General features: G+C 62.7%; 15 protein-coding genes and 1 pseudogene. 6 read left to right on the plus strand and 10 right to left on the minus strand.

Going from position 1 to position 13,798, the window contains the following annotated elements:
• Window positions 1-77 precede the first annotated feature (77 nt).
• The 3 genes from NX775_RS22615 to NX775_RS22625 all read left to right on the plus strand — a co-directional run bounded on the left by NX775_RS22615 (window position 78) and on the right by NX775_RS22625 (window position 2,251).
• Window positions 78-503, plus strand: a complete 426-nt coding sequence (locus tag NX775_RS22615; protein WP_183555210.1) for an organic hydroperoxide resistance protein — start codon at window positions 78-80, stop codon at window positions 501-503.
• A gap of 3 nt (window positions 504-506) precedes the next feature.
• Entirely contained in the window at window positions 507-650 is a 144-nt protein-coding gene (locus tag NX775_RS22620; protein WP_258838034.1) for a hypothetical protein, read from the plus strand.
• Window positions 651-1,090: 440 nt separating this feature from the next.
• Window positions 1,091-2,251, plus strand: coding sequence for an MFS transporter (locus NX775_RS22625; RefSeq protein WP_258838035.1), 1,161 nt, complete (start codon window positions 1,091-1,093; stop codon window positions 2,249-2,251).
• A 94-nt stretch (window positions 2,252-2,345) separates the two neighbouring features.
• Here the strand turns inward: NX775_RS22625 and NX775_RS22630 are convergent, their stop codons facing one another.
• On the minus strand, window positions 2,346-3,170 hold the full coding sequence (locus tag NX775_RS22630; protein WP_183555212.1) for an AraC family transcriptional regulator: 825 nt from the start codon (window positions 3,168-3,170) through the stop codon (window positions 2,346-2,348).
• A 442-nt stretch (window positions 3,171-3,612) separates the two neighbouring features.
• On the opposite strand from NX775_RS22630, the gene nudC reads away from it, so the two are divergent.
• Entirely contained in the window at window positions 3,613-4,434 is an 822-nt protein-coding gene (nudC, locus tag NX775_RS22635) for an NAD(+) diphosphatase (protein ID WP_258838093.1), read from the plus strand.
• A 14-nt stretch (window positions 4,435-4,448) separates the two neighbouring features.
• Here nudC and NX775_RS22640 read toward each other — a convergent pair whose 3' ends face one another.
• Window positions 4,449-5,339: a hypothetical protein gene (locus tag NX775_RS22640; RefSeq protein WP_258838036.1), complete on the minus strand. Its 891-nt coding sequence runs from the start codon at window positions 5,337-5,339 to the stop codon at window positions 4,449-4,451.
• Window positions 5,340-5,482: 143 nt separating this feature from the next.
• On the opposite strand from NX775_RS22640, the gene folE reads away from it, so the two are divergent.
• Both folE and NX775_RS22650 read left to right on the plus strand, forming a co-directional pair.
• Window positions 5,483-6,049: a GTP cyclohydrolase I FolE gene (folE, locus tag NX775_RS22645; RefSeq protein ID WP_258838037.1), complete on the plus strand. Its 567-nt coding sequence runs from the start codon at window positions 5,483-5,485 to the stop codon at window positions 6,047-6,049.
• 86 nt (window positions 6,050-6,135) lie between these two features.
• A pseudogene (locus tag NX775_RS22650) lies at window positions 6,136-6,411 on the plus strand (transposase); the annotation flags it as partial.
• A gap of 51 nt (window positions 6,412-6,462) precedes the next feature.
• Here the strand turns inward: NX775_RS22650 and NX775_RS22655 are convergent.
• The 8 genes from NX775_RS22655 to NX775_RS22690 all read right to left on the minus strand — a co-directional run bounded on the left by NX775_RS22655 (window position 6,463) and on the right by NX775_RS22690 (window position 13,729).
• The gene (locus tag NX775_RS22655) at window positions 6,463-6,879 is read right to left on the minus strand and encodes a hypothetical protein (protein ID WP_258838038.1); all 417 of its coding nucleotides are present in this window, start codon (window positions 6,877-6,879) and stop codon (window positions 6,463-6,465) included.
• Between the two features lie 50 nt (window positions 6,880-6,929).
• Window positions 6,930-7,589 (minus strand): HAD hydrolase-like protein, encoded by a 660-nt coding sequence (locus NX775_RS22660; RefSeq protein ID WP_258838039.1) that lies wholly within the window; start codon window positions 7,587-7,589, stop codon window positions 6,930-6,932.
• Window positions 7,590-7,664: 75 nt separating this feature from the next.
• Complete coding sequence (locus tag NX775_RS22665; RefSeq protein WP_258838040.1) at window positions 7,665-8,579, minus strand: AraC family transcriptional regulator; 915 nt, start codon at window positions 8,577-8,579, stop codon at window positions 7,665-7,667.
• A 109-nt stretch (window positions 8,580-8,688) separates the two neighbouring features.
• Window positions 8,689-9,216, minus strand: a complete 528-nt coding sequence (locus NX775_RS22670; RefSeq protein WP_258838041.1) for a hypothetical protein — start codon at window positions 9,214-9,216, stop codon at window positions 8,689-8,691.
• A complete protein-coding gene (locus NX775_RS22675) occupies window positions 9,213-10,082 on the minus strand; it encodes a prepilin-type N-terminal cleavage/methylation domain-containing protein (protein ID WP_258838042.1) in 870 nt (289 codons plus the stop codon). Before NX775_RS22675 ends, NX775_RS22670 begins: the two co-directional genes overlap by 4 nt.
• A gap of 8 nt (window positions 10,083-10,090) precedes the next feature.
• The gene (locus NX775_RS22680; RefSeq protein WP_258838043.1) at window positions 10,091-10,534 is read right to left on the minus strand and encodes a type IV pilus modification PilV family protein; all 444 of its coding nucleotides are present in this window, start codon (window positions 10,532-10,534) and stop codon (window positions 10,091-10,093) included.
• Window positions 10,524-10,994: a pilus assembly FimT family protein gene (locus NX775_RS22685; RefSeq protein WP_258838044.1), complete on the minus strand. Its 471-nt coding sequence runs from the start codon at window positions 10,992-10,994 to the stop codon at window positions 10,524-10,526. Before NX775_RS22685 ends, NX775_RS22680 begins: the two co-directional genes overlap by 11 nt.
• A complete protein-coding gene (locus NX775_RS22690; RefSeq protein ID WP_258838045.1) occupies window positions 10,991-13,729 on the minus strand; it encodes a DUF6701 domain-containing protein in 2,739 nt (912 codons plus the stop codon). Before NX775_RS22690 ends, NX775_RS22685 begins: the two co-directional genes overlap by 4 nt.
• Between the last annotated feature and the right edge of the window lie 69 nt (window positions 13,730-13,798).

Raw genomic sequence — 13,798 nt, forward strand, 5'->3', positions numbered from 1 at the left:
ACCCATTTAAATAGCGCGCTATATAATAGCGTTAAACAGTTCGGCGGGCATCCGCCACCCTTTCAAGGAGTCTCATCATGGCAATCGAAAACGTTCTCTACCGCGCCAACGCCACCGCAACGGGTGGCCGCGAAGGCCGCGCCGTGTCGTCGGACAGCGCACTGGATGTGAAGCTGACCACCCCAAAAGAACTCGGTGGTAATGGCCTGGCTGGCACGAACCCTGAGCAGCTGTTCGCTGCAGGCTACTCGGCCTGCTTCCTGGGCGCGATGAAATTCGTCGCCAACCGCGACAAGCTGAAGATTTCGCCGGACGTCGCGGTGGAAGGCACGGTCGGCATCGGCCCGATCCCGACCGGCTTCGGCATCGAAGTCCTGCTCAAGATCAGCCTGCCAGGCGTGCCGGCCGATGAAGCGCAAACGCTGATCGACCGCGCGCACATCGTGTGCCCGTATTCGAACGCGACCCGCGGCAATATCGATGTGACGCTGCAACTGGTGTAAGACATGGCTGCCTGGGAAACCAGGATGGTGTCGATGACGAAAAAGGCTGCCCGAGGGCAGCCTTTTTTTGTGCCGCTGCACGAAAAATATGCGGTACTTTCAAGCAGTGATTTAACAATTGGTGCAGGCATGGTCTGTTTGACCTGACACAATCATTTTATTTCCCAACAAAAATCTTCATGTGGCTCTTTGCTTTGCTGAGCAGGCGATTCAGACACCGCAAAAACATCGATATCCGGCGCATTTTGGTGCGATGCATCAAATGCTTGCCTGCAAACTGCAATCGCCTTGCAACGCAAGGAGCGCAATAAATCGTTGCATATCCTTTGCTTTACAAGCTTTTCGCCTGCTAAATGATATGTAATCGCTATCGTCTGATGTGTTCAAGCTAATGGTTTCGACTTTTATGTGTGAGTGCAAAACAACGGTTGAAAATATTTTTCCGCTCAGAAAACCATAGCGAAAAAAGGTGTTTAGAATTGCGGTCCATCAGATGCCTCAAGTAAATATTCTACGCGCGGCTGGCGTCTGAAGAGCACTTTGCCAATCCTTTGACACCTCAATAAATTTAACATTTCACCGCTTTCATGCACACCTCTGTTTCTGCGCCGCGCCGTTCGTCGTTTGTCCTTGTACAAGCCCAGCAATATTCCCTGCCACTCGTCTTCGCGCTGTTTGGCCTGATCATGGGATCGTGGGCTGGCCGCATTCCCGCGCTGGCTGCCGGCGTCAATGTGTCGCATGCGGCGCTGTCGATGGTGCTGGTTTGTGGTGGCCTGGGCGCCGTGCTGTCGTATCCGGTCTCGTCGTTCATGATGAAACGCTTCGGCGCCCGCAAGACCATTCTGCTCGCGGGCCTGGCGCTGCTGAGCGTGCTGGTGTCGATCGGCATGGCGCCGACCGTGCCGCGCCTGATGATGTCGGTGCTGATGCTTGGCGTGACCGCCAGCATCTTCGATGTGGCAATGAATTCGGCGGCAGCGCGCCGCGAAAAAGTCAGCGGCAAGTCGGAAATGTCGCGCCTGCATGGCTTGTGCTGCGCTGGCGGTCTGGTGGGCGCCACGCTGGGCAGCCTGATGGCCAGCCTCAAGATTGCACCGGCAACCCATTTCCTGATGCTGGCCGGTCCATTGGCCGTCGTGCTGTGGATGGCCTACAGTGTGCTGGAAGCGGATGAAGTCGGTGTCCAGGTCGAGAAGAAATCGTTTGCATTGCCACGCGGTCCGCTGGTGCTGCTAGGTCTGCTGGGCTTCTTCGGTTCGATGGCTGAAGGCAGTATCGCTGACTGGAGCGGCATGTTCCTCAAAGAACACTTTGGTGCGTCGGATGGTCTGGCGCCGCTGTCGCTGTCCGCTTTCTCGGTGATGATGCTGATCTCGCGCATGTTCGGCGACAAACTGAAAGAACGCCATGGCGCCAAGCGCCTGGTCAGCACCGGCGCCATGATCGCGGCCGCCGGCCTGTTCTTCGCGGTGCTGGCCCCGAACGCCTATGTAGCGCTGATCGGTTTCGCTGTTGCGGGTGTTGGCCTGGCGCTGGTGTTCCCGTTCGTGTTCAGCGCGGCTGGTGCACAAGGCCCTGCAGCCCTGGCTGCGGTGGCGAGCATGGCGTACAGCGGCAGCCTCATGGGCCCGCCTGCCATCGGCGCCGTCGCGCACTTTATTGGCATGCAGGCAGCCATTGCCTACATCGGCGGCCTGTCGATCGTGATCGCAATGGTGGCGTGCCGCACCCGCATGCTGAAGTGAGTTGCGTGCGCTGCGGCCTGGATGGCCGCATGCATGAGCTGCAAACACAAACGCAGACGGCGCCGCAAGGCCCGTCTGCGTTGTCGTTTCTGGATCAGCCCGCTGCTTGCTTGAGCCACTCGCGCGGCGAGGCGCCCATCATGGTCGTAAAGGCGCGCGTGAACGTGGACGGGCTGGTATAGCCGGCGCGGCTGCTGACCTGCTTGACCGGCATGCCCTGGCGCAGCAGGCGGCTGCCGACGCCGATGCGCCAGCGCGTCAGGTATTCGCCCGGCGGCATGCCCATCACATCGCGGAAGCGTTCGGTGAATGCGGCGCGCGACATGCAGGCTACCTTGGCCAGCGATTGCAGGCTCCATGGCTCATGCGGGCGCTCGTGGATGGCCGTCAGGGCCAGCGACAACTGGCGGTCCGACAGGCCGGCGAGCAGGCCCAGCGACAGGCGCCCACTGTCGAATTCGCGCCGAATCACCTGGATCAGCAACACATCGCACAGGCGATCCAGGATAACTTCGCGGCCCGGCTCGGCCTGGCTGGCTTCGCTGAACAGCAGGTCGAGCGTCGAGCGCAGTCCGGCAATTTCGCTCAGCGGCATGACCAGGCAGTTGGGCAGCACGCGCGACAGCGGATTGCTCATTTCGTCCTGAAACTGGATGTGCGCGCACAGCAGGTTGGCGGTGTGGCCAGGATGCACGTGCAAACGGTGGCTGGCGCCGCGCGGATAGAACAGCAGCGACGGTTCGGTGACGGTGATGACCTCGCCATCGTCATGGATGAAATCGACCGGTCCTTCGCGCACCACGTGCAGCTGACCGGAGACACCGTTTTCGGTGAATTGATTGGTATCGCAAAACGCGCCGTTATAGAAAATACGGGCGTTGAATGAATGGCGACCGACCAGTGATGACAGTTTGTCCATGACAGTACGATTTAGATAGATAGCTATCTATTCTGGACGAAAAGCGCTATTTCTGTGTGGAAATTGGTGACATTTTCAGCGCGAATACAACGCTTTCTAGACGCCAGAGTCCAACTATTTTCCCTAATAAATTAATGACTTACACAACAATCAATGAGGCAAAAGTCAGAGCGCGCGTCGGCAAATTGCAACATAACCTGACTAGACAACTTCCAGGGCGATTTCGTTAATGACATCGGGTCAAGAGCAGTTCAAGGCGCCAGTGCGTCGCATGCCGGCAACGCCGATGTAAAGCATCCACAATTGAAATAGCGCGTCTATTGAAGGCGCGCTGGCCTGCGTCCATCACGTTGGCCGGGTCGGTCAACGGGCATGGGGGCACCAAATCCCGAACCGTGAAAGGCAGTATCATTTAGCGATCTCATTGACCACCTCATCGACCATGCTGCATACGCCTGCTTCCTTCACGCCACTGTTTGCGCCGCATCCCGATCCGGCGCCGCTGAACTTCCTGTTCCACAAGGGACAATTGCTGGTGCGTGAAGACGGGCCGGCGCTGCCCGACGTCGCCGTGCTCGAACAGGTCGGCGCCCTGCGCGAACACCTGCAGCCGCTCGGCCTGCTCGATGGCCGGTATTGCCAGACCGGCTGGCTCGATGCCGAACCCGCGCTGCCGGCAGGCTATGCGTGGCGCGGCCTGCGCGCACTGTTTGGTGTGATGGACGAGTCGCTGGTGGGCCTCGCCGGTCGCGCCGCCCAGGTCGCGGAATGGGCACGTACCCATCGCTTCTGCGGCGTGTGCGGCAGCGGCACGGTGCTGGCCACCGGCGAGCGTTGCTTCAAGTGTCCGCAGTGCGGTCACATGGCCTATCCGCGCATCTCGCCGGCCATGATGGTATTGATCCGCAAGGGCGACCAGGTGCTGCTGGCCAAGCACGTACTGCATGCCACGCAGCGCTTCGTGCCGCTGGCGGGCTTTCTGGAAGCGGGCGAGTCGATCGAAGAATGCATCACGCGCGAAGTGTTCGAGGAGGTCGGACTGCGTGTGCACAATCCGCGCTATTTCGCCAGCCAGTCGTGGCCGTTCCCGCATTCGCTGATGCTGGCCTTCACGGCCGATTATCTCGACGGCGAGATCCGCGTGGACCCGGCTGAAATCGCCGAGGCGCGCTGGTTCGGCCCGGGTGACGAGTGGCCGGAGCGGATACCGCAGATGTCGATCTCGAGCGTGCTGATCGACGCGCACCGGCCACCCGGCACGTAACGCCTGGCGTGGCGTTACGGCGCCGGTGCCCCGGCCACCGCCGGCCGGCCATCGCCCGGAGCAGGTGAGCGCGCCACGGTCTGCCCTGGCTGCACCGAAGCCGGCTTGGTGCCGGTGCTGCGCAGGTTGATGGTGTTCTGCAGGATGTCGAACCAGAATGGCGCGCCGAACAGCGTCGTGCTGGCGGTGATCAGCCAGCCGGATACCTGCAGCGCGAAGCTGGCGTCGAGCACCGGCGGGAAGCTGGTCCAGCCGATCGGCAGCGCCGCCAGCCCATTTGCCAGCTTTGCATCCACCGCGCCAGGCACCGCGTCAATGCCGGCAGCCAGGGTCGGATGCTGCCACAGTGTCTGAAACAGGTGGATGCTGTCGATATTGAGCAGGATCGCCAGCAGCAGCGCCAGCAGGAACGACATGAGCAACTGGCGCCGCTTGTAGGTGCCTGCCAGGCGCTCCATGGTGCTGTCGAACCAGCCCCCCAGCGCCGCCTGGAAACGCTGCATGTCGCCGCCGGTTTGCACGTACAGCGTGTCCAGCGTGCGCCGCAATTGCGGATCGGGCACGGCGGCAATGGCGCTGTCGAGCGCTGCGCCGCCGGTACGGATGGCGTCGATCAGGGCCAGCGCGAAGTTGGCCGGTTGGATGTAGGATGGACCGGGGTTCGGTGGCGCGTGCGGGTCGGCGAAATCGGTGCGCGTACTGATCAATTGGTGTGCGTACAAGGCCCGTGCGGCGCCAGTGAACTCGGGGTCGCGCAGCATGCGCTGGATGCAGGCGCGCAGCATGTGAGCGCGCAGGCTGAACACGGCCGACAAGGACTCCTGCAAGGTGGTGACGGTCAGCGCCAGGGAGCCGTAGCAAAAGGCCATGCCGATGACCACTTCCAGTACCGTGCTGCTGAACATGGCGCTCTCCGTGAATGGGTAATGTATTCAACGTTATGAGATATGTCGCATGCAGCAGATGATTTAGCGCAAGAATAGGCCTACCCCGACCGGGGCCAGACGTTTTCTATATACTGGCGGCAATCGTTATTTTAGGGTGCACCATGTCTGACAAAGAAGCTTTCACCGAACACGACTGGCGTCGTCTATTGAAGACGCTGGGCGAAAATCCGGACCGTCCCGGCCTGATCGAAACGCCTGCGCGCGTGACCAAGGCCTGGAAGCACTGGACGTCGGGCTATGACCAGAATCCGGTGGAAGTGCTCAAGGCATTCGAAGACGGCGCCGAAGAATACAACGAGCTGATCGTCGTGCGTGGCATCCCTGTCTACAGCCATTGTGAGCACCACCTGGCGCCGTTCTTCGGCAAGGCCACCGTTGGCTATCTGCCGAACGGCAAAATCGTCGGCCTGTCGAAGCTGACCCGCCTGGTCGATATCTTTTCCAAGCGCCTGCAGGTGCAGGAACGCATGACGATGCAGATCGCCAATGCGCTGATGGAAGTGCTGGAACCAAAAGCAGTCGGCGTGGTCATCAAGTGCCGCCACCTGTGCATGGAAAGCCGTGGCATCCGCGCCATCGGCGAAGAAACCATCACCTCGACCCTGCTGGGCGAGCTGCAGCCGAACCTGGCACTGCGAACCGAGTTCCTGGCGCTGGCACGGGACTAGCTAGGTTCAGCTATTCCGGGTAGACTGTAAATACAGCTAGGGAACCTGTTCCAGATGCGGGCCTCCAAGCTGTTTTGGAGGTCACCATGGACCGAGCTGTCTACCCCAGCGATATCCCCCGCGAACACTTCGAGGTCGTGCGCGCCATGCTTGAAGCGGCGCGCCGCAAGACGCGCCCGCGCAAGCACGATTTGTACGACGTGTTTTGCGCCGTGTTGTATTTTTTGCACACCGGCGCCACCTGGCGCGCGATGCCACCCGATTTCCCCCCGTGGCGCACGGTGCACGAGTATTTCACGCAGTGGACCATGCAACGCGAGAACGGCCAGTCGCTGCTTGAAAGCGTGCTCGAGAAATCAGGCCGTGAGATCGAGCTCGCGCGATTGCGCGCGCTGACGCAGCGCTACTGAGCGTTATTCGCTGGCCGCTTCCGGCTTCTCGAAGTTGAGCTTGTTGTCGCTGTTCAGCGTGAAGCTTCCCAGCGGCAGGCCGGTGACGGCATCGGGGTCGGGCGCCTTCAGTTCACTACAGGTCGTGGTGTCGATCTGCCATGCCTGGTCGTCTGCGCGCAGCGTGTAGACATTGTTGCCGTTGCCGAACAGTTCGACCTGCAAGTCGGCCAGCCACACTGAGCCCAGCTCGTACTGGCGCTGGCAATCCGGCAGGCGCGACATGACGACGCGCAGCGTGCCTTCTTTCGTCCAGAAATTGTCCTTCTCCACCTTCAGCGTGATCGCATGATCGGTATTCAGGTCGATCACGTACGTCGACGTCTCGATGAAGCAGCCGCTCAGCAGCAGCGGAGCCAGGAAGATGAGGGGAAGGCGCATGAAAGGTCCGTTGTTCATTGATGCAGTTGCTGCCGAGTATAGCAACTGGCCTATGCGTCCGGGCAATTCCGTGGCGGGCACGTTTGGCTTGCGAGCGACAGCAGATCCGCGGGCGTCCCGAACTCGCGCTCCGGGGCCACCCGGCGCAGCGCTTCCATCGACGCATAGCCCCAGCCGACCGCCCCGAACGCGATCCCGGCCCGGCGCGCGGCGTCGCCATCGGTGGTCTGGTCGCCCACATACAACGCCTCGATGGCCGGCACCGTGGCACGGCGCACGACCTTGCGGATGCGCGCCGCCTTGCCGAAGATCGACATGCCGCATTCGTACTGTCCCATCAGGCCTGCCAGTTCCGGTCCCAGCACGTGGCGCACATTGTCTTCGGCATTGGATGACACCACCGCCAGCCGCACGCCATTGCGGTCGAGCTCGCGTAGCGTGTGGGCGATGCCGTCGAACAGCGCGATGCGGCCGGTGGCGCCGCGCATGCGGTCGATGAACGAGCGCGAGGCGATCGGCAACTTCCAGGCCGGCATCCCGACATGGCGCATGATGTCGCGCGGGCCGTAGTGGCGCAGTTGCTCGGCCTGCGCCGCGTCGACGCGCCGGAAACCGTGCTGATCGGCGATCTCATTGAACACGCTCATGAAGAAAGGCCACGAGTCGGCCAGCGTGCCGTCGAAGTCGAAGATCGCCAGGCGATAGCTCATGCGCGGGTCAGTGGAGTAGAAGTCATGCGGCGATTATAGAGACCGCCGCGCCGGCATGTCGTCGGCACGCACCTGTCAGCGCATCGCCTGCAGGCCGCCCGCCTGGAGCGACTGGCGCAACCGCGTCGCATCGCGCCCTGGCGACAGGCCGAAGAAGCGCGCGTATTCGCGCGAAAACTGCGAGCTGCTTTCGTAGCCCACCGCATGGCCGGCGCGCGCCGCGTCGATCGACCCGGCGAGCATCAGCCGCCGCGCTTCTTGCAGGCGTAGCTGCTTCTGATATTGCAGCGGACTCATCGAAGTCACGGTCTTGAAGTGCTCGTGCAGCGTCGACGAACTCATGCCCACCTCGCCGGCCAGGCGCTCGACGCTCAGTGGCCGGTTGTAGTGATCCTTGATCCAGCAGATGGCGCGGGTGACCTGCGCGATGCGTCCATCGCCGCGCGCGCAATGGCGCACGGTGTCGGCATGCTCGCCGGTCAGCAGGCGATAGTGAAACTCCTTCAGCAGCAGCGGCGCGAGCACCGCGATGTCGTGGGGTGCATCGAGCAGGCGCACGAGGCGGTTGGCGACCTCGAGCAGCGCGGGCGTGGTCTCGCTCAGAAACAGTCCGCGCGCCGGGGGCGTGCCGCGCGCGGCCGGCCGCGCCGGCAGTTCGAGGTCGAGCGCGGCGAGCAACTGCGCGTCGAGATCGACCCGCAGGCACAGATAGGGTTCATCCTCGGTCGCCAGCGTCACGCAGCCGGTCACCGGCAAATCGACCGACACCACCAGGAACTTGGCCGTGTCGTAGCGGTAGTCAGTGCCGCCCAGCGAGACCAGCTTGGCGCCCTGCGCGATGATGCACACCGCCGGCGTGTGCACGACACGCAGCGGTTCGGTCGTCTGGCCGCTGCGGATCAGCCACACGCCGGGGATCGGACTCTGGTGCATGCCGTCGCCGGGGGCGTGCTGCGCAATCTGGGTAGCGAGGTCGCGGATCGCTTGCATGAACAGTTTCTCAGGTCGGTGAACAACGTGCATTAGACCACCGACGGGGCGTGCGATGGTCCTGGAAGATTGCACAATCCTCCGGCAAGGCAGCCGCTGCCGACAACACTCACACGCAGGGCGTGCCGTCTGTCAGCAGGCAGATGGTGGCCACTTGCGCACGCTCGACGTAATCGGCGCGTGGCACGCTGCCAGAGTCCGGGCAGGTGGTGGCAGTGCCATTGCAGGCCACGGCCTCGATCCGGTAGATGCGTTTGACAACCGGTGACGAGTTACCGCTGGCATCGATCGTCTCGCCCTCGTTATAGGCCCGGAATGAGCAGCTGACACTGACCAGGAATCCGGACTCGGCACGGAAGTCAGTGAGATGATTTAACGCCCCCGCTGGCGCTGCATTGCTGGTCGACAGAGGGGCCTGGGAGCAGCGCTGCGCCGGGTTGTTGAAGACCCATTCAAGGCCGCCGCGTGCCGCCAGGCTGGCGCGCGCAGCCAGCAAGGCCTGGTTGACGGTGCTCTGCTGGGTATCGGTCAGGCGCAACAGCACGACCGCGACGCCGGCAATCACCACCAGGAAGATCACGGCAGCGATATAGGCGAAGCCTGACTGGCGCCGGGGAAGGATGGGGAAGCGGATCATGGCAGGTTGTCGACGTGGGTGCCGATCGTGAGCGGGACCGATTCACCGCGCTCGGTCAGCGTGAGCTGGAGTTGTACGAAGCCGCTGTCCTGGGTCGCTCCCTGGTTGGTGTAGACGACGAAGCTGCAGGCCGACACCCGGGTGGCCACGATGGCCGATGTGCCGGCCGGCGCATTGCACGTCGTTGCGCCAGACGTGGTGCGGGAAAACCGTGTCAGGAAGCCTGTGCCGTTGCCAGTTACGTTGTCGACGCCCTGCGTACAGACGTAAGTAACGACGCGCTCGTTTCCTGGCACGACCAGGAAGCGGCCGCCATCGTACCCTTGGGGAATCTGGATCGGCGCGTTCAGCATGATGCGGCTGATGCCGGCCTGCGCATTCGGCGATGGCCCGGCCAGCGCGCTGACCGTGCCGACATTTGAGTCGTTATACACATCGTCCGGACTGCGGTTGCCGATCACGATCGCATCGCCTGGCGTCGGCATCGCATTGAGCGGCGTGAGCACATCGAACGCGGTACCGGTTTCGGCATCGTTGATATGGACGTCGTCGGGATTGACTGTGTCGGGCCCCATTCGATAACGGCCGCCATCGCGGGTCGGCACGAGGTCCAGGCATTGCGGATTATTCAGGCGCAGCGAATTGGGCACGGCGGCGCGCACCTCGGTGGTGATCCTGCGCAGCGCGGTGTCAGCCTGACTCGTCAGGCCTGCGCGCTGGCTGATCAAGAGGTAACTCTGGATGGCCGGAGCCAGCTGCATCGTGAGCACGCCGCCGATGATGCCGATCAGGACGATGACCAGGATCAGCTCGACCAGCGTGAATCCGCCATCGCGCTGCACGCCCTGGCGCATGGAATGGCGCATGCAATGGCTCATGGACGCGTCCTCCAGCCGACCAGACGCAGATCCTGGGCGCCGGGTGCGCGCACGATGACCTGGACGCGCATGGCGTTGGCAGGGGCCACGCCGGTGATGCCCTGCTGGTTGACCTGCACCTGTACGGTATAGCGTCCCAGGTCTGGAACAGGGGCGCCGTTGACATCGCTGACGGCGACAGGCCCGTAGCCGTTGTAGTCCATGAGGTCATTGAAAAACAGGCGGCCTGCCTGATTTGGTTGCGCGACGAACGGCTTTTGCATGACCTCTTCCATCATCGATTCGGCGATCGCCAGCATTTGCTGGGTAATCAAGGGATCGGTGGAGGCGATATTGGCGCGGTTGTAGGCAGCCACGAGTCCCGCCAGGGCGGTGCCCACGATCACGATCGCAACGATCAGTTCGATCAGCGTGGTGCCTGCCATGCGTTTAATGGACATAGCCAGTGCCTCCGTCAAGCGTGATGGTGCGCCGGATGGCGTTTGCACCCTTGATGGCGATGTCGACCCTGCCCAGGCGTACGCCGTTGCCGTCATCGATGGTGCCGTCGGGGCGGAACAGCAGCAGCGGGGGCGCGCCGCTCATGACGATGCCTGCTTCCTTGCTGTCGTACAGACCATCGGTGATGCCCTGCAGCTGCACGTCGCAGGGTCCGTTGCCGACGGCGGTACGCACGCGCAGCGTCAGCGTGGTTGCCGTCATGGTTACGCATACCGTGCGGCGACGCGCGACCGCGCTTTTCTGGGCCATGCGCAAAGCGCTGGCCACCTGGTCGCCAAACAGGGCCGCACCGGTCGTGCTGTCTCCCATCAGGCGCGGAAGGGCGAAGGCTGCCAGCACGCCGATCAGCACCATCACCGTGATCAGTTCAACCATCGTGAAACCCTGCTGGCGGCTCAATTGAACACCTGGCGCACGTGGATGATGCGACGCTCTTCGGCCGATTGCTCGCCAAAGGTCGCGCGTGCCGATGGATCGGCGCAGCCCGTGGGCAGGCGCAGCCAGGCAAGCCGGGCGCCGCTGTTCGTGGGGTACGCGGCCTTGTTGCACGGCAGGGGCTGCGTATCATTGCCCAGATTGATCGCCAGGTCGATCCAGCCGGGCCGGTCACCCGTCAGGTCGACTTGCCCGCGGCCGCTGGCCAGTACTACGGCACTCTTGACAGCGCCAATCGTCGGCGCCACGCCATTCGTCACTTTTGGACGGGCCACTTGCGCAAACGCGCTGGCCGGAATCACGGTGAAGTCATCCTTCTGATTGAACAGCCAGCTTTTGCCGGTCCAGTAATAGGCTTCAATGCGCATCGGCAGTGGCGTGTTGATGCGACCGAATGCATTGGCGATACGCAGGCGGCCACTGTGGACTGCAGGCCGGGCTTTTTCATATGTACCTTTGCCATCGCCCGATGTCACCACGCCCCCGCTGTTGCTGGCCCTGAGCAAAATGCTGGCAGCGATCGGCGCTGCGGTTGTCGGCCCGTAGGCCGGCTTGGCCTGTGCGAGCCCGGCCTTGAAGGCGCTCGCCGGCACGGTGAAGTCCTTCAGTTCGGCGCTGGTGTCCTTGATTGCAGCATAGTCGGCCGGATTGAGCGCAGTGAGCGTCACCGTTTCGCTCAGGCCCAGGTCGCCCGAATAGTTCGTGGTAATGGCGCCTTGCGCATTCATCGCCGCCACCTCGACAGGAATTGGCTCGCCAGCATAGTAGAACGTTCGTGTCTTGATCGCAGCCGGATAATCGACCTTGAAATACTTGGGGATGAAGGGGCCGACGGTCGGCGTGCATGTCGTTGTCTCGCCACTGGTACCCAGCACGTCTACTTTGCTACCTAAAAAATCGCTCAACGTCGCCTTCAGGTCCAGCATGCCGACGTCGCCCCACGCCAGCGTCGCCACAGCGACGCCGCTATTGAATTCCGTCCTGGTGCCAGTGAACAGGCCGGCGCTGCCCTTGCCGACGCAGGACAGCCCAATGTCGGTGAGCGTGGCACCAGCCGCCAGGGCACTGCGGTGGAAACTTGGCGTGGTGACGCCTGCCTTGTTGACTGCCGTGACGGTGACCTGGAAATTGTCGCCCGCGCGGACGGGGGCGGAGGGCAATTTTGAAAAGTCGAAGGTGTAGGGCGCGACGGTCACGGTGGTGTCGCCCTGGGCGTCGTCGAACGACGCCAGGAGTTTGAGCGTGCCCACATCCTGGTAGACCAGCGTCAGTTGCGCCTTGCCGTCGGCATCGAACCGGCTGTTGACGGCTTGCGCCGCACCAGTGGCGCAAGCCAGCGTGGCGGCACGTTTGGTCGTGTTGTCAGTCAGCTGCAACCCCTTGGTGTCGGCACTGGTCGTGACATGCTGGCAGGCGTACGCGATATACTTGCTGGTGTTCTTGAAGGCCGCCACGCACTGGCCGGTAGCAGGGTCGGGCGCGAGCGCCGTGACAATGGCGCCCGCGCTGTCACCGGCCTTGTGGTGGTTTGCGTCGATCCGGAAGCTCACGCCGCTGGCAAATGTGATCGCGCAGCTGGTGCTCTTGCTCGTGCTGTTGTAGCAGGTGGTGGCCGGTTTGGCGCCACCTTGCGTCAGTTGCAGGGTGTCGGTGCCAGCCGTGTTGCGCGACACCTGCGCCAGCGTGGTACCGGAGCTGTCGATGGTGGCAGCCACTGCACCCGGCGACAACGTGATTTGCGCGCCGCCCTTGTACAAGGCGCTGCAAGACTCGTTGGCGCAGGCCGTCACGGTCACGCTTTCCGGCGCGCAGGTGCGGCCGCTGCCGTCATGGGTGATCTGAAAGTGGTGCAAGGGGGCCGTCGCCGGCTTGGCCGACTCGCAGGTCGGCCCTTTGGGCGTGTTGACCGGATTCCCGCTCTGGTTGTCCACGCAGTCGCATTCGCCAGGGCGCGTGCCTGTCTTGCAGATGATTTTCTTGGCCACGCGGCCATTCCAGTCCAGCTTTGCAAAGTCGACCGCTGCATTGCCCGTAATGAGCGCGTCCGAGGCTTGCAGCGTCATCTGACCGGTGTCGACGTTGCCGTCGATCGTGCTGCCCGAGCCCAGGAACAGGCTCGTGGACGCGTTGACGTCGCCCGTGATCCTGACCGGCGTGCCGATGGAGACCGTGGTGCCTGTGACGGGGCCGGTGATCGTCGTGTTCGATCCGATGGTGACCGGCCCGGTGGACGCCAAAGTACCGGTGATCTGCAAGGTCGACCCGCTGCCCAGCACCAGCGACGCGGCGCTGATGTCGGCCTTGAAGGTCTGCACCTGGTTACCCGCTGTGAAGGTTTTGGCAGCGCTGAAGGAACCCCCGGACACATTCAGGTTGCCAGGCGGAAGATCGGCAATGCTCAGATTGCCCGTACTGGTCAGGCGCGCGGTGCCCGACATCGTCAGACCCTGGTTGTAGCCGAACGTGAAATCGGACCGCACGCTGACGGTGTACCCCGAGTCGATGACGATCCGGTCGTCCGAGGCGATCCCCGCGCTGCTGGGGCAGGTGTAGATCTTGCCCGACAGCGAGCAGCCATACACCGCCGTGCCGCCGAAGCGGTACGTCGTGCCAGCCTGGGCGGCGCCGGCTGCGAGCAGCAGGCCGAACAGGGCCAGCGCCGTGCGCAGGATCAGCGAGAACGGAGAAGTGAAATACACAAGGAAACCTGCACGAAACGGAATGAACGAAAGTGTGCACTGGATTGCCGTACAGCCACAATAGATTTT

The sequence above is a fragment of the Massilia aurea genome (assembly GCF_024753205.1).
Lineage (GTDB): Bacteria > Pseudomonadota > Gammaproteobacteria > Burkholderiales > Burkholderiaceae_D > Telluria > Telluria aurea.

Excerpts from the sequence above, each read along its gene's own strand:
- NX775_RS22615 (WP_183555210.1), top strand. The coding sequence starts at position 78 with ATGGCAATCGAAAACGTTCTCTACCGCGCCAACGCCACCGCAACGGGT.
- NX775_RS22620 (WP_258838034.1), top strand. The coding sequence starts at position 507 with ATGGCTGCCTGGGAAACCAGGATGGTGTCGATGACGAAAAAGGCTGCC.
- NX775_RS22625 (WP_258838035.1), top strand. The coding sequence starts at position 1,091 with ATGCACACCTCTGTTTCTGCGCCGCGCCGTTCGTCGTTTGTCCTTGTA.
- NX775_RS22630 (WP_183555212.1), bottom strand. The coding sequence starts at position 3,170 with ATGGACAAACTGTCATCACTGGTCGGTCGCCATTCATTCAACGCCCGT.
- nudC (WP_258838093.1), top strand. The coding sequence starts at position 3,613 with ATGCTGCATACGCCTGCTTCCTTCACGCCACTGTTTGCGCCGCATCCC.
- NX775_RS22640 (WP_258838036.1), bottom strand. The coding sequence starts at position 5,339 with ATGTTCAGCAGCACGGTACTGGAAGTGGTCATCGGCATGGCCTTTTGC.
- folE (WP_258838037.1), top strand. The coding sequence starts at position 5,483 with ATGTCTGACAAAGAAGCTTTCACCGAACACGACTGGCGTCGTCTATTG.
- NX775_RS22655 (WP_258838038.1), bottom strand. The coding sequence starts at position 6,879 with ATGCGCCTTCCCCTCATCTTCCTGGCTCCGCTGCTGCTGAGCGGCTGC.
- NX775_RS22660 (WP_258838039.1), bottom strand. The coding sequence starts at position 7,589 with ATGAGCTATCGCCTGGCGATCTTCGACTTCGACGGCACGCTGGCCGAC.
- NX775_RS22665 (WP_258838040.1), bottom strand. The coding sequence starts at position 8,579 with ATGCAAGCGATCCGCGACCTCGCTACCCAGATTGCGCAGCACGCCCCC.
- NX775_RS22670 (WP_258838041.1), bottom strand. The coding sequence starts at position 9,216 with ATGATCCGCTTCCCCATCCTTCCCCGGCGCCAGTCAGGCTTCGCCTAT.
- NX775_RS22675 (WP_258838042.1), bottom strand. The coding sequence starts at position 10,082 with ATGCGCCATTCCATGCGCCAGGGCGTGCAGCGCGATGGCGGATTCACG.
- NX775_RS22680 (WP_258838043.1), bottom strand. The coding sequence starts at position 10,534 with ATGTCCATTAAACGCATGGCAGGCACCACGCTGATCGAACTGATCGTT.